The sequence below is a fragment of the Streptomyces sp. NPDC079020 genome (genome assembly GCF_044542225.1).
Lineage (GTDB): Bacteria > Actinomycetota > Actinomycetes > Streptomycetales > Streptomycetaceae > Streptomyces.
Genome location: NZ_JBITUB010000010.1, coordinates 170,578 through 190,319, shown reverse-complemented (window position 1 = coordinate 190,319; position 19,742 = coordinate 170,578). Strand labels below are relative to the sequence as shown.

Below are 19,742 nucleotides of genomic sequence, written 5' to 3'. Positions count from 1 at the left end.
GTGGGGCCGAACGCCACGCCGGTCAAGGGGTCGGGCCCGGGGTGCCGGATCAGGCGGGCCGGAGGGACATCCACTTCTCCGGGTTGTCCAGTCCGGTGAAACCGACCTTCTCATACACACCGTGGGCGTCGTCGGTGGCCAGCAGCAGCCGTCGTACGCCGGTGGGGGCCAGGTGGTCGCGGACGGCCTCCACCACCCGGGTGCCCAGGCCGTGACCGCGGGCCGAGCGGTCGACGTACACATCGCAGAGCCAGGCGAAGGTGGCCCGGTCGGTGACGACCCTGGCGTAGGCGACCTGTTCGCCCGACGCGGTGTCGTACGCGCCGAAGTTCAGCGATCCGGCGATGGCCCGGTCCTGGTGCTCGCGGGCGCGCCCGAGCGCCCAGTAGGTGTCGGTGGAGAGCCAGTTGTGGATGCGGGCCGGGTCGAGCCGGCCGGGATCGGAGGAGATCTCGTAACGGTGCTCGGGAGTTTCGCTCATGGCCGGAGGCTATCGCCCCGCCCGGGAGGGGCGAAGAGTCCGTCGCAGGCGGTGCGCAGCCTGCGGACGCCCTCCGTGATCTCCGCCGGGCCGGAGACGGCCGCATAGCTCAACCGGACGTGCCCGGCCGGGGGTTCGGCGCAGAAGTACGGGCGGCCCGGGGCGACGGCGACTCCGGCGCGCAGGGCCGCGGAGACGACGGCGGACTCGTCGGCGGCCGTGTCCGCCCCCGGGAGCCGCAGCCAGAGGCTGCCGCCGCCCGACGGAAGGTGCGGCAGGACCAGCTCCGGCAGCTCGGTCAGGAGCGCGGCCGTCATGGCGGTGCGGCGGCTCTTCAGCTCGGCCGCCACCGAGCGCAGATGGTGACTCCAGGACGGGGCGCCGACCAGTTCCAGCGCGGCCTCCTGGAGCGGACGGGGGACGAAGAAGCTGTCGACGACCTGGATGGCGCGCAGCCGTTCCAGGACGGGGCCGCGGGCGGCGAGCGCGCCCACCCGGAGACTGGGCGAGGTGACCTTGGTGAGCGAGCAGACGTGGACGACGACGCCGTCCGGGTCGTCGGCGGCGAGCGGCGCCGGGAGCGGGTCCGCGTCCTCGTGGACGAGGCGGCGGGCGAAGTCGTCCTCGACCACGAACGCCCCGGCGGCCCGCGCGATCGCGACGACCTCGCTGCGCCGGCCGGCCGCGAGCACGGCGCCGGTGGGGTTCTGGAAGAGCGGCTGGCAGACGAAGACCCTGGCCCCGGTGGCCCGGAACGCGGCGGCGAGCAGGTCGGGCCGGACGCCGTCGGGGTCGACGGGCACCGGCACCGGGCGCAGTCCGGCGGCGCGGGCGACGGCGAGCATGCCGGGGTAGGTGGGTGATTCGACCAGGACCGGGGCGCCGGGCGGGGCGAGGGCGCGCAGGGCGGTGGCCAGGGCGCTCTGGCCGCCCGCGGTGATCAGGACGTCGGCGGCACTGACCCCGGGGCCTGTCTCCCGGGCGAACCAGGCCCGCAGTTCGGGCAGCCCGTCGGTGGGCGGCCGGCCCCAGGCACCCGGGCGGCGGCCGGCGCGGGCCAGCGCGGCGGACAGGGCGCGCTCCGGCTGGAGCGAGGAGTGGAGGTAGCCGCCGTTGAACTCGATGACGCCGGGCGGCGGGGCGGCGAGGGTGACCAGGACGCCGGAGGCGTCGACGGCGCGCGGCACGGCCGCCGGGCCGCCGTCGCCGCTCAGGGACACCTCCTGCCAGGAGGTGTCGCCGGGGGCGGGGACGCCCGCGGGAGAGTGTGCCCGGAAGGCCCCGGAGCCGGGCCGGGTGACGACGAGCCCCTCGGCCACGAGCTGGGCGACGGCCCGGGAGACGGTGACGGGGCTGACCCGGAACCGTTCGACGAGGGCGCGGCTGGACGGTAGTTTTCCGCCGGGTGAGTAGCGGTTCAGCTCTCCACGGAGAGCGGTTGCCAGTTCGGCGACGCTGCTACGCTCATGCATGACAGCAAAGGATAGCGCTACCGATCAGGACTCGATAGCGGTCACCCCTTCGGGGACAGCGAGTGCGCCGCAGGCCGCACCGGCCCCGCCGGCGGGCACACCGACCGTCCCGGGCTCTGCCGCGGCCCGCGGCGGCACCGTGCTCGCGGCGCTCGGTGTCGTCGCGTTCTCGCTGACCTTCCCCTCCACGGTCTGGGGCATGGAGAGTTTCGGCCCGTGGTCCCTGGTCGCGCTGCGCGGTGCGGTCGCCGCGCTGATCGCGGGCGCCGTGCTGCTGGTGGCCCGGGTCCCGCTGCCCTACCGCCGCCACTGGGGACCGCTCGCGGTCGTCGCGGGCGGTGTGGTCGTGGGCTTCCCCCTGCTGACCACGCTCGCCCTGCGGACCTCCACCACCTCGCACGCCGCGGTGGTGGTGGGGTTGCTGCCGCTGACCACGGCGGTGTTCTCCTCGCTGCGTACCGGGGCGCGCCCCTCGCGCACGTTCTGGGCCGCGGCTCTGGCCGGGGCCGCCGTGGTGATCGCCTTCACGGTGCAGCAGAGCGGCGGGGCGCTGTCGGCGGGTGACGCGTATCTGTTCGGCGCGCTGCTGGTGTGCGCGGCCGGGTACACGGAGGGCGGCAGGCTGGCCGGGAGCATGCCCGGCTGGCAGGTCATCGGCTGGGCGCTGGTCCTCTGCCTGCCCCTGTCGGTGGCGGGCGCCGCCGTCGCGCTGCCGCTCGAACCGGTGCGCCTGAGCGCGCACGGTGTCATCGGCCTGCTGTGGGTGGCGGTGGTGTCCACCTTCCTCGGTCTGTACGTCTGGTACCGGGGCATGGCGGAGATCGGGGTGCCCCGGGCCAGTCAGCTCCAGCTCGCGCAGCCGCTGCTGACCCTGGTGTGGTCCTTCTTCCTGCTCGGCGAGAGTGTGCCGGTGGCGGCGCCGGTCGCGGCGGTGGCCGTACTCGTCTGTATCGCGGCCACCCAGCGCACGGGAGGCGAACCCGGCGTTCGGTCATAGACTTGTCGACATGGATCACCATCCGTGAGGAGGTCACTCCCGATGGAGGCACACGCCGGCGACCGGCTGCTGACGCACGGCAGGACCGTGGGGCAGCACGACCGTGTCGCGGAGATCATCGAAGTGCTCGGCGACGGGGGTGCTCCCCCGTACCGTGTGCGCTTCGCGGACGGACACGAGTCCCTGGTGTCCCCCGGGCCCGACAGCGTCGTGCAGCACACCGCGGCGGATCAGGACCGGGAGCCGTACTAGGCGCCGGGGGGCCGAGGGCCGGGGGCACGCGCCCCCGGCCCCGGCGCACCCCGCCTGCTCAGCCGTCGGCGCCCGGACGGCGATGGCCACCGGACCGGCCGACGGTGCTCGGGTAGTGATCGGCCGCCACGCGCGCCAGCGCGCCGATGCGGTCGGCCAGCACCGCTCTGCCCGAGAAGAAGATGTGCCCGCCGACGCCGTCGTAGTCACGGGCGAAGGCCAGGTGGCGGGAGAGTTCGGCAGGGTCCTGCCAGGCCGCGGGCTGGGCCGGGTCACCGGCCTTGTACAGCGCCTCCCCCACGTAGAGATCGACGCCCGTGCCCCGTACGGTCTCGTTCCACCAGGGCACCAGCTTGGCGTAGTCCGCCGCGGCGAACCCGAGGTTCCAGTAGATCTGCGGGCAGATGTAGTCGATCCAGCCCTCCTTGATCCACTTACGGGTGTCGGCGTACAGATCGTCGTACGTCTCCACCCCGGCCCGGGTGTCCGAGCCGAGCGGGTCGCTCGCCGCGTTGCGCCACACCCCGAAGGGGCTGATCCCGAACCGGACACCCGGCCTGATGGCCTTGATCCGCTGGGCCGTCTCCCGCACCAGCCGGTCGGTGTTGTCGCGGCGCCAGGCGGCCCGGTCCGGGAAGCCCGCGCCGTGGCGCTCGTACGCGGCGTCGTCGCCGAAGACCTGACCGGCCACCGGGTAGGGGTAGAAATAGTCGTCCCAGTGGACCGCGTCGATGTCGTACCGGCGCACCGCGTCCAGCATGGCGTCCTGGACGAAGCTGCGGACCTCGGGCAGCCCCGGGTTGTAGTAGAGCTTCCCGCCGTACGGCAGGACCCAGTCCGGGTTCAGCCGTGCCGGGTGGGTGGCGGTGAGCCTGGAGGGGTCCGTGTGGTTCGCCACGCGATACGGGTTGAACCAGGCGTGCAGCTCCAGACCGCGGGCGTGCGCCTCGCGCACCGCCGTACCGAGCGGGTCCCAGCCCGGGTCCTTGCCCTGTACGCCGGTGAGGCACTGGGCCCACGGCTCGTACGGTGAGGGCCACAGCGCGTCGGCGGTGGGCCGGACCTGAAGCACCACGGTATTGAGCCGGAGTGCGACGGCCCTGTCCAGATACCCGGTCAGCTCGGCCTTCTGCTCCGCCGCCGTACGGCCCGGCGCGGAGGGCCAGTCCAGATTGGCGACCGTGGCGATCCACATGCCGCGCAGTTCGCTCCGCGCCGCCTCGCTGCGGCGCCCGCGCGCCTCCTGCGGCCTTCCGCCCCGTTCCCTGCCGCGGGCCGCCGCACCCGGGGATGCCGCGGCGTCACCGCCCGCCGCCGTCGCGGCGATCAGCGCGGCCGCGCCCGCCACGAGCGTCCTTCTTCTCAGATGCCCCATTTCCTGCACCCGCCACCTCTCCACCTCTTCGTGCCCGTCCGGTAGCACTGCGTGACGCACATCATGCCCGTTGGCAGCCGGTTGACCCGCGGACCGACGGGGCCGCGTCGCGGAGTAACGTCGTGGGGTCGAGGCGGGCACCGGAATCACACGGGACCCTGCGATACGGAGAACGGCGAAAGGCACGAGGTGACGGACTCTATGGCCGACATTGCACGCGTCGGGGTGGTGGGCTGTGGCCAGATGGGCGCAGGTATCGCGGAGGTGTGCGCGCGCAGCGGCCTCGAAGTGAAGGTGGCCGAAACCACCGGTGAGGCGCTGGAGATCGGCCGCACCCGGCTGCACAACTCCCTCTCGAAGGCCGCCGAGCGCGGCAAGATCACCGAGGCCGAGCGCGATGAGACCCTCGGCCGCCTCAGCTTCACCACCGACCTCGGCGAGTTCGCCGACCGCGATCTCGTCATCGAGGCCGTCGTGGAGAACGAGCAGGTCAAGACCGAGATCTTCCAGGTGCTCGACCAGGTGGTGACCCGGCAGGACGCGATCCTGGCGTCCAACACCTCCTCCATCCCGCTGGTGAAGCTGGCCGTCGCGACCTCGCGTCCGGACCGGGTCATCGGCATCCACTTCTTCAACCCGGCCCCGGTGCAGCGGCTCGTCGAGCTGATCCCGGCGCTGACCACCTCGGACGAGACCATCGCCCGCGCCGAGTCCGTCGTCCACGACGTGCTCGGCAAGCACGCGATCCGCGCCCAGGACCGGTCCGGTTTTGTCGTGAACGCGCTGCTGATTCCGTATCTGCTCTCCGCGATCCGGATGTTCGAGTCGGGCATCGCCAGCCGTGAGGACATCGACAACGGCATGGAGCTCGGCTGCGCCCACCCGATGGGTCCGCTCAAGCTCGCCGACCTGATCGGTCTGGACACGGTGGCCTCGGTCGCCGACTCGATGTACGCCGAGTTCAAGGAGCCGCTGTACGCCGCTCCCCCGCTGCTCCAGCGCATGGTCGACGCGGGCCGGCTCGGCCGCAAGACGGGCTCGGGCTTCTACCCGTACGCCTGACCCGCGGCGCCACTGCCCCTCGGGGCCGGCCGGTACACCCCCGGCCGGCCCCGAGGGCACGCGCGGCAGGGCGGGCGGCTGAGTCACAGGGGCACGCGCAGTGCCCCGTCGATCATCTCGGCCGTCCGCGCGGCATCCGCGCAGCCGCTCGCCGCCAGTTGCTCCCGTACCGAGGACAGCCGGTCGCGCAGCCGCCGGGAATCCATGCCCCGGGCCCGTTCGGCCATGTCCACGGCGGTGCACGCCGCCCGGTCGGCCTCGCCCTGGAGCAGTTCCAGCCGGGCCAGCATGGCGAGGCGGTGCACCATCCCCCGGTCGTGCGCCGGGGCTCGCACGGCCGAGGCCGCGTGCTCCCGGGCGGCCGACAGGTCCCCCAGGCCGAGCAGCGCCTCCGCCACCTGCACATCGACCAGACCCGGCTGGACGTATCCCGTCTCCTCCGGCTCCCCGCCGGGGCGGATGCGCTCCGCCCGGGACTCGGCGCTCCGGATGCACTTACGGGCGCCGGCCGAGTCCCCGAGCCGGACGTAGGCCTTCGCCTGCATCGCGTACAGATCGGCGGCCAGCGCCGGGGTGATGTGGGCTCCGGCGGCCCGCAGCGCCGCCTCCGCGAAGGCGATCGAGCGCCGGTAGTCGGCCAGGAACAGCGACTGGTTGACCAGAAGCGCGATCACATAGCCGCCCAGCCCCCGGTCCCCGCTCGCCTTGGCCAGGCGCAGCGCCTGGTGGAAGTAGCGCTGGGCCAGGCCATGGGCGTCGGAGTCGTAGGCACAGATGCCCGCGACGGCCACCAGACCGGCCGTCGCCCGGTGCAGCCGGCGCCCCAGCGCGTCGCCGCAGCCGCCGCGCAGCAGGGGTGCCGCCTCGGCGTTGAGGAAACCGACGACACGGGAGCGGGTCGCGATGCCACCGGCCTTGCGGTACATCTGCTCGTAGTGGCCGCGGGCCGCCCTGAGCATCACGATGCCGGCCACGGTCACCCGGACCGGTCCCGGGCGGGAGACGTCCGTGTCCTCCGGCGGGTTCTCCCACTCCCAGACCGGCATCACCGCCGCCGTGCCGGTGACCGCGGGTGCGGTGGCGAGGTGCGGGCGGTGCTGCTCGTCCCCGCGCCACAGTGCCGTCGCCCGGTCGACGAAGCAGGACAGTGTGGTGCCGTGCGTCGCGGCGTCCGGGCCGGAGCGCCCCATGCCGATGTCGTCGAGCGCGACCGGGCGCCGCAGCCGGCCGCCGAGGACCTCGCAGATGAGGTCGGGCACCTGGCCGCGCGGGCGCTGTCCCTTGAGCCAGCGGGACACCGCCGTGTGTTCGTAGCGCAGGTTCAGGCCGCGGGCCAGACCCGCCCGGTTGACGTGCCCGGCGAGCCCCGCCCGGGACACGCCCGCCTCGTCGATCAGGGATTCGAGCAGGATGTTGGGCTCCATTGCCCCCCCATGGTGCGTGTCGCAATGACCCTAGTGGAGCACGGTTCACACGGGGTGTGAACGGAATGCCCGAACCATCCTGCTGTGCGCCCTGTCGCTCCCCGTCCCGGATCGGTTGACTTGGTCGTCCCGCAGGAGGCGGCCGGGTCGTCGGCTCCCCCTCGTACAGACGACGACCCGCACCCGCGCCGTCCGCCCTGCCGGCCTGTCCGACACTCCGTGGCCGGAACGGACGGCGCCGGACCGCACGACCCACTGCCCAACGAAGAGGAGGGTGGCTGCGGAACGAAGCCGGAACCGAGTTCCTCCCGGTTCCGTCTCCGGGTCCGCGTGCGGTCCCCGCGCCGCTCGGCGGGACATGAGGGAGGGGCGTACCCGGTGCACCGGATACGCCCCTCCCCGCTGTGCGGCCGTGCTGTGCGTCAGGCGCCGCGCAGCACCGCGCCGGTGCGCTCGGCCGCCAGGGCGACCGCGCGGTCACGGGCGGCCGAGGCCTCCTCGACGGTCAGCGTGCGGTCCGCGGCGCGGAACCGCAGCGCGTACGCCAGGGACTTGTGGTCCGCACCGATCTGGTCACCGGTGAACACGTCGAACAGCCGCAGCGATTCGAGGAGTTCGCCCGCTCCCTCACGCAGGGCGCGCTCCACCTCGGCGGCGGGCACGTCCTCGGCGACGATCAGCGCGACGTCCTGGGTGGCCACCGGGAAGGTGGAGATCCGGGGCGCCTGGAGCGCGCCGTCGACGGCCTGCTCCAGGACGTCGAGCTCGACCTCCATGGCACAGGTCCGCTCGGGCAGGTGGAGTTCCTTGATGACCCGCGGGTGCAGTTCGCCCGCGTGCCCGAACAGGGTCTCCTCGCCGTTCACCGTGACGAACAGCGCGGCGCAGCGGCCCGGGTGCCACGGCTGGTGCTGGTCGGCGCGGACGGTGAGTTCGACACCCGCCTCACGGGCGATCGCCCGCGCGGCCTCGACGGAGTCCGCCCAGTCGGCGGGACGGCCCTTGCCCCACCAGCCGGCCTGCTCGCGGGCGCCGGCCAGGACGACGGCGGCGCGGCGCGGCTGGCGCGGCAGCGCGGCGTCGAGTGCGGCGATCTCCTCGGCGGAGGGCCGCCGGTCGACGGGCAGCCGTACGGCGCGGGTCTCCCGGCCGGTCGGCCGGAAGACCAGCCCGGTCTCGAAGAGCGCGAGGTCGTGGCTGCCGCGGCCGTCGTTGCGCCGCAGTGCGCCGAGGAGGCCGGGCAGCAGCGTGGTGCGCAGTGCCGGTTCCTCGTCGGACAGCGGGTTGACGAGCTTGACCGTACGACGGCGGGCGTCGTCCTGGTCCAGTCCGAGCTGGTCCAGGACGGCGTCGCCGATGAACGGGTAGCTCAGCGCCTCGACATAGCCCGATCCGGCGAGCACCCGGCCGATACGGCGGTGCAGCCGCTGGCGGTCGGTGAGCCCGCGGCCGGACGGCGGCGTCGGCAGGGTGGACGGGAGGTTCTCGTAACCCTCCAGCCGGATGACCTCTTCGGCCAGATCGTTCGGCTCGTTCAGGTCGGGGCGCCAGGACGGCACCGTGACGATGAGCTCGTCCTGCCCGTAGACGTCGCAGCCGACCTGCTGGAGACGGCGTACGACGGTCTCGCGGCCGTAGTCCACACCGGCGACCCGGTCCGGGTGGTCGGCGGGCATCGCGATGGTGCGGGGCGCCGAGGGGGCGCTGATCTCGGTGACACCCGCCTCGGCGGTGCCGCCCGCGACGAGGACGAGCAGGTCGACGGTGCGCTGCGCGGCAGCGGCGGCGGCCTGCGGGTCGACGCCGCGCTCGAAGCGCTTGGACGCCTCGGAGGACAGCTTGTGGCGACGCGCGGTCCGGGCGATCGAGATCGCGTCGAAGTGCGCCGCCTCGATGACCACCTCGGTGGTGTGGCTCTCGCCGTTCCGGGCGTCCGCGATCTCGGTGTTGGCGCCGCCCATGACACCGGCGAGGCCGATCGGCCCGCGGTTGTCGGTGATGACCAGGTCCTCGGCGTCCAGTACCCGTACGGTGCCGTCGAGCGTGGTGAGCTTCTCGCCCTGCTGGGCGCGGCGCACCCCGATCGGCCCGTCGATCCGCGTGCGGTCGTAGGCGTGCAGCGGCTGGCCGAGCTCCAGCATCACGTAGTTGGTGATGTCGACGGCCAGCGAGATCGGACGCATCCCGGCCTTCTGCAGACGGCGCTGCATCCAGATCGGGGAACGCGCCTCGGGGTCCAGGCCGGTGACGGTGCGCGCGGTGAAGCGGTCGCAGCCGATCGGGTCGGCCACCTTGACCGGGTAGCCGTACGCGTTCGGCGCGGGCACGTCCAGGAGCGCCGGGTCGCGCAGCGGCAGCCCGTAGGCGATGGCCGCCTCACGGGCGACACCGCGCATGGACAGGCAGTAGCCCCGGTCCGGGGTGACGGCGATGTCGAGGACCTCGTCGACGAGCTGGAGCAGCTCGATCGCGTCGGTCCCGGCCTCGTGCTCCGGCGGCAGCACGATGATGCCGTGGGTACCGTCGTCGCCCATGCCGAGCTCGTCGGTGGAGCAGATCATGCCGTGCGAGGTCCTGCCGTACGTCTTGCGTGCGGCGATGGCGAAGTCGCCGGGCAGCACGGCGCCGGGCAGGACCACGACGACCTTGTCGCCGACGGAGAAGTTGCGGGCTCCGCAGACGATCTCCTGCGGCTCACCGGTGCCGTTGGCGGTGCCGACGTTCACCGTGCAGAAGCGGATGGGCTTCTTGAAGCCCTCCAGCTCCTCGATGGTCAGGACCTGTCCGACGACCAGGGGGCCCTTGAGGCCGGCGCCGATCTGCTCGACGGTCTCGACCTCGAGGCCCACGGCGACGAGCTTGGCCTGTACGTCACGGCCGGTCTCCGTCGCCGGCAGGTCGACGTACTCCCGCAGCCAGGAAAGCGGGACGCGCATCAGATCTCCATCCCGAACGGCCGGGTGAACCGGACGTCACCCTCGACCATGTCTCGCATGTCTTCGACGTTGTGGCGGAACATCAGCATCCGTTCGATGCCGAACCCGAAGGCGAATCCGCTGTACTTCTTGGGGTCGACACCGCAGGCGATGAGCACCTTGGGGTTGACCATGCCGCAGCCGCCGAGCTCGATCCAGCCCTCGCTGCCGCAGGTGCGGCAGGGGCGGTCCGGGTTGCCGACGGACTCGCCGCGGCAGACGTAGCAGACCATGTCCATCTCGGCGGACGGCTCGGTGAACGGGAAGAAGTTCGGCCGCAGCCGGGTCTTCATGTCCGGCCCGAAGAGCGCCTGCACCATGTGGTCCAGGGTCCCCTTGAGGTCGGCCATGGTGAGGCCCTCGTCGACGGCGAGCAGCTCGATCTGGTGGAAGACCGGGGTGTGCGTGGCGTCGAGCTCGTCGGTGCGGTAGACCCGCCCCGGGCAGACGACGTAGACCGGGGGCTTGCGCTCCAGCAGGGAGCGGGCCTGGACCGGCGAGGTGTGCGTACGCAGCACGACACCGGACTCGTCACCCGTGGTCGGCCCGCCCTCGGGCGTGGTGCCCTGGACGAAGAAGGTGTCCTGCATCTGCCGGGCCGGGTGGTCGGGCACGAAGTTCAGGGCGTCGAAGTTGAACCACTCCGCCTCGGCCTCGGGGCCCTCCGCGATCTCGTAGCCCATGGCCACGAAGACGTCCGCGACGCGCTCCATGATGGTCGTGAGCGGGTGGCGGGCGCCGGCCGGGGTGCGGTCGTAGGGCAGGGTGACATCCACCGCCTCCTCGACCAGGACCCGGGCGTCGCGCTCGGCCTCCAGCTCCGCCTGGCGGGCGGCCAAGGCCTTGGAGACGGCGCCGCGGGCCTGGCCCACGCGCTTGCCCGCCTCGGCCTTGGCCTGCGGCGGCAGGGCGCCGATCTCGCGGTTGGCGAGGGACAGCGGCGAGGTACCTCCGGTGTGCGCGGTCTTCGCCTGGGCGAGCGCGTCGAGGTCGCCCGCGGCGGCGAAGGCGGCGAACGCCTCGTCCCGCATGCGCTCGATCTCTTCCGGTTTCAGTGCCTCGACCTCGACTGGGTCGTACGACTTGTTCGGTGCCGACATCTCTTCCCGTGCTTCCGATTGGCTGATACTGCTCTTACCGGGGGATACCCCCGGACCTCCGTGGCTCCGCTCGACGCCTGGAGGACACAAAGGTGCCAAAGGTCGAGTCTAAGGGCCGCGCGAAGCGGAGGGGGCCCGCGGGCCGCTCGGGCCCGCCCGTCGCCCGCCGCCACCCGGTCCGGTCGCTCCGCGGATTCTGCTAGCTCAAGTAGCCCGGCGCGCTCACGGGCAGAATAAATCGGAACTCCGCGCCGCCGCCGGGCCCCCGGCCGACGCTGATCGTGCCGCCGTGGGCCTCGACGATGCCCTTGACGATGTACAGGCCCAGGCCGGTCCCGCCGCGCTTGCTGCCCCGCCAGAAGCGGGTGAAGACGCGGCCCATCGACTCCTCGGGGATGCCGGGACCTTCGTCGCTCACGGTGACCGCCGTCCCTGTCTCGTCACTGTTCGCCGGCGCGGGTGCGGGGGCGATCTCAATGGTGACGGTTCCCTCGCCATGACGCACCGCGTTTTCGAGCAGGTTGCCGAGCACCTGGTCGACCTTGTCGGGGTCGGCCCACAGATCGGGCAGCGGCTGCCGGGTGCGGACGAGGAAGCGGTCGGGCGCCTGGCCGTTCGCGGTGAGGGCCTGGACATGGCGCTCGACGGCGGCGGAGATGTCGACCGGCTGACGGCGCAGTTCGAGCCGGCCGGAGTCGATCCGGGAGATGTCGAGCAGTTCGGCGATGAGCCGGGTGACCCGGCCCGCGTCGGCGTCGACGGTCTCCAGCATGAGCCGCTTCTGGTCGTCGGTGAACCGCTCCCACTTGGCCAGCAGCGTCGCGGTGAAGCCCTTGACCGAGGTCAGCGGGGAGCGCAGCTCATGGGCGACCGTGGCGATCAGCTCGGCGTGGCTGCGCTCGGTACGGCGGCGGGCCTCGGTCCCGCGCAGGGAGACCACCACCCGGCGCACCGGGCCGGTGGGCCGTTCGCGTACGTAGCGTGCGGAGACCAGGACCTCACGGCCGCCGGGCAGCAGGAGATTGCGCTCGGGCTGTCCGCCCCGGGTGGCGAGGCCCCCGTAGGGATCCGTCAGGGACCACCAGCGCTTCCCCTTGAGGTCCTCCAGGGGCAGCGCGTGCTCCAGGGACCGGCCCAGTACGGCGGCGGCGGGGGTGGCGGTGATCCGGGCGGCGGCGGTGTTGAAGCAGATGACCCGGCCGCTCTCGTCGGCGACGACGAGACCGTCGGGAAGGTCGTCCGGGTCGACGCCGGCGAGGAGAGCGCCCCGGAGGTCACCGCCGGGGTCCGTGGTGTCCGGGCCGGTGCCGTCCCGGTCCGCTCCGGTGCGCACGACGGCCTTGTGTGCCTGACGCGGACTCATGCCGACAGCCATATTCCCGTACCCCACCTCTCGAACCGGTGCAGTGGGCCCCCGAGTTCGTCACCCTACTAGTCGCCGGGGAACGAGCGACACCCTGCGGGGGCGCACTCGGCCGGTGCGCCGGTGGCACGGGCCCGGACCGTGGCCGGTAACAGTCGGTGAACAGATGTGCACCGGTTCCGGGGGGTGCCGCGGGGAGGCGGGTACGGCCGCTCAGGCGGTACGGCGGGGGCGCTGCGCCCGTGCGGAGGCGTACAGACAGACGGCCGCGGCGGTCGCGAGGTTCAGGCTCTCCGCCTTGCCGTGGATGGGAACCCGGACCACGGCGTCGGCCAGCGCGCGGGTCTCCTCGGGAAGGCCCCAGGCCTCGTTGCCGAAGACCCAGGCGGTGGGCCCGCCCATGGTGCCCGCGTCCAGCTCGTCGTCGAGGTCGTCGGCGCCCGCGCCGTCGGCGGCGAGGATCCGCACCCCCGCGTCCCGCAGCCCGCGCACGGCGTGCTCGACGGGGACGCCGACGGCGACCGGCAGATGGAACAGCGACCCGACCGATGCCCGTACCGACTTGGGGTTGTAGAGGTCCACCGAGGCATCGGTGAGCACGACCGCGTCGGCGCCCGCCGCGTCGGCGCAGCGCAGCACCGTACCGGCGTTCCCGGGGTCCCGTACGTTGGCGAGCACGGCCACCAGCGTGGGCTTCGCGGCGAGGATCTGTTCGAACGGCGAGTCCAGGAAGCGGCAGACGCCGATCAGACCCTGCGGGGTGACGGTCTGCGACACATCGGCCAGTACCTCGCTGTCGGCGAGATGCACCCGGGCACCCGCGGCGTGGGCGGCGTCGACGATGTCGGTGTAGCGCTCGGCGGCCTCGACGGTGGCGAACAGCTCGATGAGGGTCGGCTCGCCGTCGCTGCCCCGGTGCCCGGCGGCCTCGCGCACGGCCTGCGGCCCCTCTGCGATGAACCGGCGCTCCTTGCCGCGGAAGTTTCGCTTGGCCAGCCGCCGGGCGGCGGTGACACGGGGCGAGCGCGGGGAGATCAGTTCGGGGGTGCCCATGGTCGGCGGCGAGCCTCTCTGCGTACGGAGGTGGGGATCAGGTGGTGCAACGCACCGGACCCGCAGACGGTGTACGCCTGCGGGTCCGGCTCAGATACCTGGAAGAGCGGCCTTGATCAGGCGGCCTTCGGGGCGTTGACGTCGCTCGGGAGGGCCTTCTGGGCAACCTCGACGAGGGCGGCGAACGCGTTGGCGTCGTTGACCGCGAGCTCGGCCAGGATCTTGCGGTCCACCTCGATGTTGGCGGCCTTCAGACCCTGGATGAGGCGGTTGTACGTCATGCCGTTCTGGCGGGCAGCGGCGTTGATGCGCTGGATCCACAGCTGACGGAAGTCGCCCTTGCGCTTCTTGCGGTCGTTGTAGTTGTAGACCAGGGAGTGGGTGACCTGCTCCTTGGCCTTGCGGTACAGGCGCGAACGCTGACCGCGGTAGCCGCTGGCGGCTTCGAGGATTGCCCGGCGCTTCTTGTGGGCGTTGACTGCCCGCTTGACGCGTGCCACTTGTTAACTCCTTGTAGCGGGGCCGTGGTGGTCCTCACACGGCCCGGAAACGAATTGGTCCCGGTGTGATCGAGGTCGTGCCCCCGGATTCACCGGGGGCCGGACCTCACTTGCCGAGAAGCTTCTTGATCTTCTTGGCGTCGGCCGGAGCCACGACGACCGTGCCGGTCAGCGAGCGGGTCTTCTTGGACGACTTGTGCTCGAGCAGGTGCCGCTTGCCGGCCCTCTCGCGGAGCACCTTGCCGGAGCCGGTGATCTTGAAGCGCTTGCTGGCACCGCTGTGCGTCTTGTTCTTCGGCATCGCGCCGTTCTCTCCTCGTCAGTGGCGCCCCTCACGGTGCGGGCACCGGACTGCAGGGGCGTCAGATCTCTATGGGATTCCGCAGGGACCCGGGGCGCCTGGATGGCGGCCCCCGAAGGTCACGCCTCGGAAGGTGTCTCGGTCGGAGCCTCGGCGTCCGCGGCCGGAGCCTCGGCAGCCTCACCCTCGGACTCGGCGTCGGGCGCGTAGCCCTGACGCTCCGCCTTGCGGGCGGCCTGGGCCTCACGGGCCTCGGCCATGGCTTCGGTCTTCTTCTTGTGCGGGCCCAGAACCATGATCATGTTCCGGCCGTCCTGCTTCGGGTTGGACTCGATGAAACCGAGGTCCTCGACATCCGAAGCGAGACGCTGGAGCAGTCGGAAGCCCAGCTCGGGGCGGGACTGCTCACGACCACGGAACATGATCGTGATCTTGACCTTGTCGCCCTGCTTGAGGAACCGGACGACGTGACCCTTCTTGGTGTCATAGTCGTGCGGGTCGATCTTCGGCCGGAGCTTCATCTCCTTGATGACCGTGTGCGCCTGGTTCTTGCGCGCCTCACGGGCCTTCATGGCCGACTCGTACTTGAACTTCCCGTAGTCCATGAGCTTGCACACGGGCGGACGGGCGGTCGCCGCCACCTCGACCAGGTCGAGGTCGTACTCCTGTGCGAGCTCCAGGGCCTTGGCAAGCGGAACAATCCCGACCTGCTCGCCGCTGGGACCGACAAGTCGCACCTCGGGAACGCGAATCCGGTCGTTGATGCGGGGCTCGGCGCTGATGGATCCTCCTCGGTAGCACCACGCGACCGCCTGGCGGACAGCCACGTAACGTCTGTTTCATAAGACCAACCGAGCCGGAACATCAAAAATGCCCCGGACGGGACACAGGCGGGGCTCCTGGAAATACCGGAACACCGCCGCGGTCAACCGCGGGGCGCATCGGGCGGCTCCATCGTCCGTACGGAACGATGGTCGCCACCTGACCGGTGACCCGCCGTCCTTGGAGGACAGCCAGGTGGGAGATCGGAGCCTCCACTTGTGGGCCGGGCACATAGATGTCCGGCCGGTCGTTACACAAGGTTAGCAGCCCGGTGGCGGGTGCGCTAATCCCCCGGCTCCGGACTCCCGCGGGCGGTGACCTCCGGGCCTGGCCTTATCGTGTGGGGCATGAGTGACGCGACCCCCAGCACCGGTTCTTCCGCTTCTCCCGGCTTCGACGACATGGCCCGCGACATCGCGGAGGTCCCCGCGGTCGAGGTGATCGTCACGGTCGCCGTCAACCTGATGAGCGCGGCCGCCGTGAAGCTCGGCCTGACCGAGGAGGGCGAGCAGCACAAGGACCTGGACGAGGCACGCAAGCTGGTCCAGGCCCTGGCCGGCCTGCTGGACGCGAGCACCACGGAGATCAGCACCTTCCACGCCTCCCCGCTGCGGGACGGCCTGAAGTCGCTCCAGCTGGCCTTCCGCGAGGCGTCGCTGGTACCGGACGAGCCCGGCCAGGGCCCCGGCGAGAAGTACACCGGCCCGGTCTACGGCTGACCGCTCCCCCGGACACGCGAAGCGCGGGCCCGCCTCCGGCGGAGGCGGGCCCGCGCTTCGCGTGTCCGGGCCGGGGCGTCGCCCCTCTCCCGCTCAGCCGGTCCCGCCGAGCCCGGCGGCCTCCTGGGCCGGCACCGGATGGGTCAGCCGGTGCGCGTGCGCCGCGAGGGCACCGCCGACCAGGGGCGCCACGATGAACAGCCACAGCTGGGAGAGTGCCGCGCCGCCCGCGAACAGGGCCGGGCCGAGGCTCCGGGCCGGGTTGACCGAGGTACCGGTCAGCGGGATGCCCACCAGGTGGATCACCGCGAGGGACAGCCCGATGGGGAGCCCGTCGAAGCCGACGACCGCGACCCTGTGGGTCACCGCGAGCACCACGAAGACCAGCAGGAAGGTCAGCACCACCTCGGCCAGGAAGGCTCCGCCCAGGTTGATGCCGACGGCCGACCGGTCGTCGTAGCCGTTGCTCCCGAACGCGCCGCTCGTCTTCAGCCCCGGTACCTGCTTCGCCAGCAGGAAGAGCAGGGCCGCACCCACGATGGCGCCGAGGAACTGGGCCACCCAGTACTCGACGGCCGTGCGGAGGTCGAGCCGGCGGGCCAGCAGCATGCCCAGGGTGACCGCCGGGTTCACATGGCATCCGGAGACCGGGCCCAGCGCGTAGGCGAGCGCGAGCAGGGTGAAGCCGAACGCGAGGGCGATGCCCACCGTCCCGATGTACTCGACAGCGAGCACCGCCGATCCGACGGCGAAGAAGACCAGCAGCAGCGTGCCCAGGAATTCCGACACCACTGTCCGCGTCTGCATACAACCACCTCGCGAGATCTGGGGCGATCAGTCGGTTTCCACCGATTTCCCGTCAATTCTCACGGTACGGAGCGAGATGCGCGCGTTGAGCCGTTCGGGCGGTCAGCGGGCGAACAGGGGGTCACCCTCGGTGGCCGTCCCGGCGGGCAGCAGCGCCAGATCGAGACCGCGTACCAGCCTGGCCCGCAGGACCTCGCTGGCCGACAGCGCCTCGGCGACGCGGCGGGCGGCCTCGGCGGGTACGGCGTCCGGTGCGAGGACCAGTGCGAGCGTGCCGTCGGCCCGGCCCGGACCGAGGTGGGCGCGGACCACGGCGGGTTCGGCGGCGACGGTGTCGCGTACCGCCGCGACGACCGCCGGGTCCTGGAGCGGGTCGGTACTGGTGCGGTTCTCGGCCAGCGCCAGCAGTGCCGGGCCGGTCAGCTCGAACGCGACGGGCCCGGCGAGGTCCAGCACCACCGTGTCGGCCTTCTCGTGCGCGGCGGCCTGGAGTGCCTGGTGCAGGGGGACGGCGACGGGGCGTGCCTCGGGGTCCCAGCGGGCCAGCGAGGCGGTGGAGGTGAAGGCGGGCAGCGCGCGCCGGTCACCGGCCTGGAGCGTGGGCACCGCCATGTCGCTGGTCTTCTCGCGGCGCAGCCCGTTCTCGTCCTCCTCGACCTCGCCGAGGACGGCGACCACGGGAACGAGCAGCCGGGCGCCCAGAAGGGCTTCGAGAACCGGGCCGAGTGCCGTGCGGTCCTGCGACCAGGCGGCGAGCGCCGCCGTCAGTGCGGGAGCGGCCGAGCCGTCGTCGTCGGAGAAACCGGGGTCCGGAATGTTCTTGAGCGCCACGGGACGAGCGTAGTCCCTGTGTCCCATGGCCCCGACAACAGGTCGGGCGCGGGCTGCCGGCTCCGGCCGCCGGGGCACGGGGAGGGCCGTCCCGGCGGTCAGCGGCGCCCGGTGAGCGTCCCGCCCCGCCACAGGACGACGGCCAGGGCCAGCAGGACGGCACCGAGGCCGCCCGCGGCCGGGGCGAGCCAGTTCACGGGGGCCGGTTCCTTGTGCGGCGGGGTGGGGCCGGGGCCGAAGTACCGCTCGCGGTACCCGGTGGTGGCGGACCGGGCGCTCAGGTCGGCGGGGCGCAGCCGGGAGCCGGTCTCGATGGCCTCGGCCGGGTCGACGATGCCGTAACCGCGGGCGTCGTCACGGCCGTTGGCCGGGGCGTCGCGGGCGGTGTCCGCGAGGAGCTTCTTGATCTGGGCCGGGGTGAGCCCGGGGTGGGCGGCGCGGACGAGGGCGACGGCTCCGGAGACGAAGGCCGAGGCGGCCGAGGTGCCCCACTCGATGTAGTACTTGCGGTCCGGGTTGGCGACGACGATGTCGACGCCGGGCGCGCTGACGGTGGCGTACCAGCGACGGGTGGAGAACGAGGCGTGCGTGCCGTGCTTGTCGACGGCCGCGACCGCTATGACCCCGGGGTAGGCGGCCGGATAGGAGACCCGGTCCCCCTTCTCGCCCCCGTTGCCCGCCGAGGCGATGACGGACACGCCCTTGCCCAGGGCGTACTGGATCGCGGCGTCCTCGCCCGGCTCGGGGTGCGCGGACTTGCTGTCGTCGCCCAGGGAGAGGTTGATGACATCGGCGCCGTGGTCGGTGGCCCAGCGGATGCCCTCGGCGAGCGCGGTGCCGCGGGACTTGCGGGCCTTCGCGCGGGAGGTGTCGTTGGACTCCAGGATCACCCGGACCGGAAGGACCCGTGCCTCGGGGGCGATGCCGAGGATGCCGTCGCCGCGCCCCGGCCCCCGTCCGCGGCCCGCGATGATGCCGGCCATCGCGGTGCCGTGCAGCGCCCAGGCCGCGTCTCCCCGGCCGGCGCCGAAGCCGATGAGGTCCTTGCCGGGGAGGACCTGTCCGGCGAGGTCGGGGTGGGTGTCGTCGACCCCCGTGTCGAGGACGGCGACGGTGATGCCCCTGCCTTTGGTCGTCTGCCAGGCCCGGTCGGTGTGCAGGGCGGCCAGACCCCACTGCTGGTCCCGGATGGCGTCCGCGTGGGCGGGGGCGGCCGCGGAGAGCGCGAGGACGGCGGCGGCGCAGGCCGCGGCGAGGACACGGCGGCGGCGGTTCATTCCGGCTTCTCCGTGAGGTCGGCGACGGTCCCGCGCAGCCCGCGCTCGACCCGGTCCGCCAGGCCGCCGGCCTCGTGGCCGAGCCCGGCCTGGGCGACGGCGGTCGTCGCTCCGGCGGCCGTGGCCACGTCGGCGGGCTGCGGGTCGGCGACGGTGCGCCCGTCCGCGAAGCCGGAGACGGCGAACACGACGACGGGGAGTTCGGTCAGGACATGGACCGTCCAGCTGGCACGCTGCCCGTCGCGGAAGGCCGCCGCGACGGTCCCCTCGACGGCGTACGTACGGGGCATGAGGTCCTTGCGCGCGCCGAGGCGCTGATCGGTGAAGCGGGTCGCGAGCGCTCTCATGCCCTTCTCGGAGGCCTCGGTGAAGATCATCCCGACCGTGGTGACGCTGCTGCGGGTCGCGTCGGTGTACGTGGCCCGCACCATGCGCTCGCAGCCGACCGGGCGCAGGGTCGTCAGGAGCAGGGGATCGACCCCCTTGGCGCAGCCGCTGTCGGGGGCGACGGCGATCCTGGTCCAGACCCGGTCCGTGGCACCGGGGCCCGCGCCGATGCCCTTGAGCGTGCGCGGGAAGAGGGTGTCGACGGGGACGGTGTGCCAGACGGTGCGGCCCGTGGCGTACGCGCTGCGGGTGCCCGGTTCGGCCGAGGAGTCACCGGTGAGCCAGGTGCCGGTGACAGCGCCGCCGATCAGCCCGAGACCGAGGACGACACAGGTGGCCGCCGCCGCGGTCCTCCCCCGGCGCCGCGGGCGTACGGGGCGCAGCCGGGTCGTCGTCTCCGCGGGCGTCTCGGGGAAGCCGTAGCGGGGCGGTACGGGGTACGGGGCGGGGTGCGCGGGCGGCGGGCCGGGGTGGGCGCCGCCGGGCGTGGACGCGGTGCCGGGGCGGGGGGTGAGGTCCACGGCGCCGACGGGTCTGCGCCGGG

19 protein-coding genes are annotated in these 19,742 nt (G+C 72.8%); 4 read left to right on the top strand and 15 right to left on the bottom strand.

Annotated features, from left to right (window positions below; translation table 11 throughout):
* Positions 1 to 49: 49 nt before the first annotated feature.
* Entirely contained in the window at positions 50 to 481 is a 432-nt protein-coding gene (locus ACIGJO_RS22175; RefSeq protein WP_399960586.1) for a GNAT family N-acetyltransferase, read from the bottom strand.
* Complete coding sequence (locus ACIGJO_RS22170) at positions 478 to 1,953, bottom strand: PLP-dependent aminotransferase family protein (protein WP_399960584.1); 1,476 nt, start codon at positions 1,951 to 1,953, stop codon at positions 478 to 480. The genes ACIGJO_RS22175 and ACIGJO_RS22170 overlap by 4 nt, the downstream gene beginning before the upstream one ends.
* On the opposite strand from ACIGJO_RS22170, the gene ACIGJO_RS22165 reads away from it, so the two are divergent.
* Both ACIGJO_RS22165 and ACIGJO_RS22160 read left to right on the top strand, forming a co-directional pair.
* The gene (locus ACIGJO_RS22165) at positions 1,952 to 2,950 is read left to right on the top strand and encodes a DMT family transporter (protein WP_399960582.1); all 999 of its coding nucleotides are present in this window, start codon (positions 1,952 to 1,954) and stop codon (positions 2,948 to 2,950) included. The two genes, ACIGJO_RS22170 and ACIGJO_RS22165, sit on opposite strands and share 2 nt — an antisense overlap.
* Positions 2,951 to 2,992: 42 nt before the next feature.
* Positions 2,993 to 3,202, top strand: a complete 210-nt coding sequence (locus ACIGJO_RS22160; protein WP_399960580.1) for a DUF1918 domain-containing protein — start codon at positions 2,993 to 2,995, stop codon at positions 3,200 to 3,202.
* 58 nt (positions 3,203 to 3,260) lie between these two features.
* Here the strand turns inward: ACIGJO_RS22160 and ACIGJO_RS22155 are convergent, their stop codons facing one another.
* Positions 3,261 to 4,550, bottom strand: a complete 1,290-nt coding sequence (locus ACIGJO_RS22155) for a glycoside hydrolase family 10 protein (RefSeq protein WP_399960826.1) — start codon at positions 4,548 to 4,550, stop codon at positions 3,261 to 3,263.
* A 228-nt stretch (positions 4,551 to 4,778) separates the two neighbouring features.
* Here ACIGJO_RS22155 and ACIGJO_RS22150 point away from each other — a divergent pair, with 228 nt between their 5' ends.
* Positions 4,779 to 5,639: a 3-hydroxybutyryl-CoA dehydrogenase gene (locus ACIGJO_RS22150; protein WP_399960578.1), complete on the top strand. Its 861-nt coding sequence runs from the start codon at positions 4,779 to 4,781 to the stop codon at positions 5,637 to 5,639.
* Positions 5,640 to 5,722: 83 nt separating this feature from the next.
* On the opposite strand, the gene ACIGJO_RS22145 is transcribed toward ACIGJO_RS22150, so the two are convergent.
* From ACIGJO_RS22145 to infC, 8 genes are all read right to left on the bottom strand, one after another.
* Positions 5,723 to 7,063: a transcriptional regulator gene (locus tag ACIGJO_RS22145; protein WP_399960576.1), complete on the bottom strand. Its 1,341-nt coding sequence runs from the start codon at positions 7,061 to 7,063 to the stop codon at positions 5,723 to 5,725.
* Positions 7,064 to 7,485: 422 nt separating this feature from the next.
* Positions 7,486 to 9,999 carry a phenylalanine--tRNA ligase subunit beta gene (gene pheT / locus ACIGJO_RS22140; RefSeq protein WP_399960574.1) on the bottom strand — a complete coding sequence of 838 codons (2,514 nt, stop codon included), beginning with the start codon at positions 9,997 to 9,999 and terminating at the stop codon, positions 7,486 to 7,488.
* Positions 9,999 to 11,138 (bottom strand): phenylalanine--tRNA ligase subunit alpha, encoded by a 1,140-nt coding sequence (gene pheS, locus ACIGJO_RS22135; RefSeq protein ID WP_399960571.1) that lies wholly within the window; start codon positions 11,136 to 11,138, stop codon positions 9,999 to 10,001. Before pheS ends, pheT begins: the two co-directional genes overlap by 1 nt.
* A 199-nt stretch (positions 11,139 to 11,337) precedes the next feature.
* A complete protein-coding gene (locus tag ACIGJO_RS22130; protein ID WP_399960569.1) occupies positions 11,338 to 12,513 on the bottom strand; it encodes an ATP-binding protein in 1,176 nt (391 codons plus the stop codon).
* 201 nt (positions 12,514 to 12,714) lie between these two features.
* Positions 12,715 to 13,554: a TrmH family RNA methyltransferase gene (locus ACIGJO_RS22125; protein ID WP_399960567.1), complete on the bottom strand. Its 840-nt coding sequence runs from the start codon at positions 13,552 to 13,554 to the stop codon at positions 12,715 to 12,717.
* Positions 13,555 to 13,670: 116 nt separating this feature from the next.
* Positions 13,671 to 14,054: a 50S ribosomal protein L20 gene (rplT, locus tag ACIGJO_RS22120; protein ID WP_003970214.1), complete on the bottom strand. Its 384-nt coding sequence runs from the start codon at positions 14,052 to 14,054 to the stop codon at positions 13,671 to 13,673.
* A 106-nt stretch (positions 14,055 to 14,160) separates the two neighbouring features.
* Entirely contained in the window at positions 14,161 to 14,355 is a 195-nt protein-coding gene (gene rpmI / locus ACIGJO_RS22115) for a 50S ribosomal protein L35 (RefSeq protein WP_003970213.1), read from the bottom strand.
* 119 nt (positions 14,356 to 14,474) lie between these two features.
* Positions 14,475 to 15,182, bottom strand: a complete 708-nt coding sequence (infC, locus tag ACIGJO_RS22110) for a translation initiation factor IF-3 (RefSeq protein ID WP_399960565.1) — start codon at positions 15,180 to 15,182, stop codon at positions 14,475 to 14,477.
* Positions 15,183 to 15,524: 342 nt separating this feature from the next.
* On the opposite strand from infC, the gene ACIGJO_RS22105 reads away from it, so the two are divergent.
* Positions 15,525 to 15,896 (top strand): DUF1844 domain-containing protein, encoded by a 372-nt coding sequence (locus tag ACIGJO_RS22105; RefSeq protein WP_399960563.1) that lies wholly within the window; start codon positions 15,525 to 15,527, stop codon positions 15,894 to 15,896.
* A 93-nt stretch (positions 15,897 to 15,989) separates the two neighbouring features.
* Here ACIGJO_RS22105 and ACIGJO_RS22100 read toward each other — a convergent pair whose 3' ends face one another.
* From ACIGJO_RS22100 to ACIGJO_RS22085, 4 genes are all read right to left on the bottom strand, one after another.
* Positions 15,990 to 16,703 carry an MIP family channel protein gene (locus ACIGJO_RS22100; RefSeq protein ID WP_399960561.1) on the bottom strand — a complete coding sequence of 238 codons (714 nt, stop codon included), beginning with the start codon at positions 16,701 to 16,703 and terminating at the stop codon, positions 15,990 to 15,992.
* 102 nt (positions 16,704 to 16,805) lie between these two features.
* Entirely contained in the window at positions 16,806 to 17,534 is a 729-nt protein-coding gene (locus tag ACIGJO_RS22095) for an SseB family protein (RefSeq protein ID WP_399960559.1), read from the bottom strand.
* 98 nt (positions 17,535 to 17,632) lie between these two features.
* On the bottom strand, positions 17,633 to 18,811 hold the full coding sequence (gene mycP / locus ACIGJO_RS22090; RefSeq protein WP_399960556.1) for a type VII secretion-associated serine protease mycosin: 1,179 nt from the start codon (positions 18,809 to 18,811) through the stop codon (positions 17,633 to 17,635).
* On the bottom strand, positions 18,808 to 19,719 hold the full coding sequence (locus tag ACIGJO_RS22085; protein ID WP_399960824.1) for a hypothetical protein: 912 nt from the start codon (positions 19,717 to 19,719) through the stop codon (positions 18,808 to 18,810). Before ACIGJO_RS22085 ends, mycP begins: the two co-directional genes overlap by 4 nt.
* Positions 19,720 to 19,742 lie beyond the last annotated feature (23 nt).

Coding starts and splice junctions, on each gene's coding strand:
- ACIGJO_RS22175 (WP_399960586.1), bottom strand. CDS start 481: ATGAGCGAAACTCCCGAGCACCGTTACGAGATCTCCTCCGATCCCGGC.
- ACIGJO_RS22165 (WP_399960582.1), top strand. CDS start 1,952: ATGACAGCAAAGGATAGCGCTACCGATCAGGACTCGATAGCGGTCACC.
- ACIGJO_RS22170 (WP_399960584.1), bottom strand. CDS start 1,953: ATGCATGAGCGTAGCAGCGTCGCCGAACTGGCAACCGCTCTCCGTGGA.
- ACIGJO_RS22160 (WP_399960580.1), top strand. CDS start 2,993: ATGGAGGCACACGCCGGCGACCGGCTGCTGACGCACGGCAGGACCGTG.
- ACIGJO_RS22150 (WP_399960578.1), top strand. CDS start 4,779: ATGGCCGACATTGCACGCGTCGGGGTGGTGGGCTGTGGCCAGATGGGC.
- ACIGJO_RS22145 (WP_399960576.1), bottom strand. CDS start 7,063: ATGGAGCCCAACATCCTGCTCGAATCCCTGATCGACGAGGCGGGCGTG.
- pheT (WP_399960574.1), bottom strand. CDS start 9,999: ATGCGCGTCCCGCTTTCCTGGCTGCGGGAGTACGTCGACCTGCCGGCG.
- pheS (WP_399960571.1), bottom strand. CDS start 11,138: ATGTCGGCACCGAACAAGTCGTACGACCCAGTCGAGGTCGAGGCACTG.
- ACIGJO_RS22130 (WP_399960569.1), bottom strand. CDS start 12,513: ATGGCTGTCGGCATGAGTCCGCGTCAGGCACACAAGGCCGTCGTGCGC.
- ACIGJO_RS22125 (WP_399960567.1), bottom strand. CDS start 13,554: ATGGGCACCCCCGAACTGATCTCCCCGCGCTCGCCCCGTGTCACCGCC.
- rpmI (WP_003970213.1), bottom strand. CDS start 14,355: ATGCCGAAGAACAAGACGCACAGCGGTGCCAGCAAGCGCTTCAAGATC.
- ACIGJO_RS22105 (WP_399960563.1), top strand. CDS start 15,525: ATGAGTGACGCGACCCCCAGCACCGGTTCTTCCGCTTCTCCCGGCTTC.
- ACIGJO_RS22100 (WP_399960561.1), bottom strand. CDS start 16,703: ATGCAGACGCGGACAGTGGTGTCGGAATTCCTGGGCACGCTGCTGCTG.
- mycP (WP_399960556.1), bottom strand. CDS start 18,811: ATGAACCGCCGCCGCCGTGTCCTCGCCGCGGCCTGCGCCGCCGCCGTC.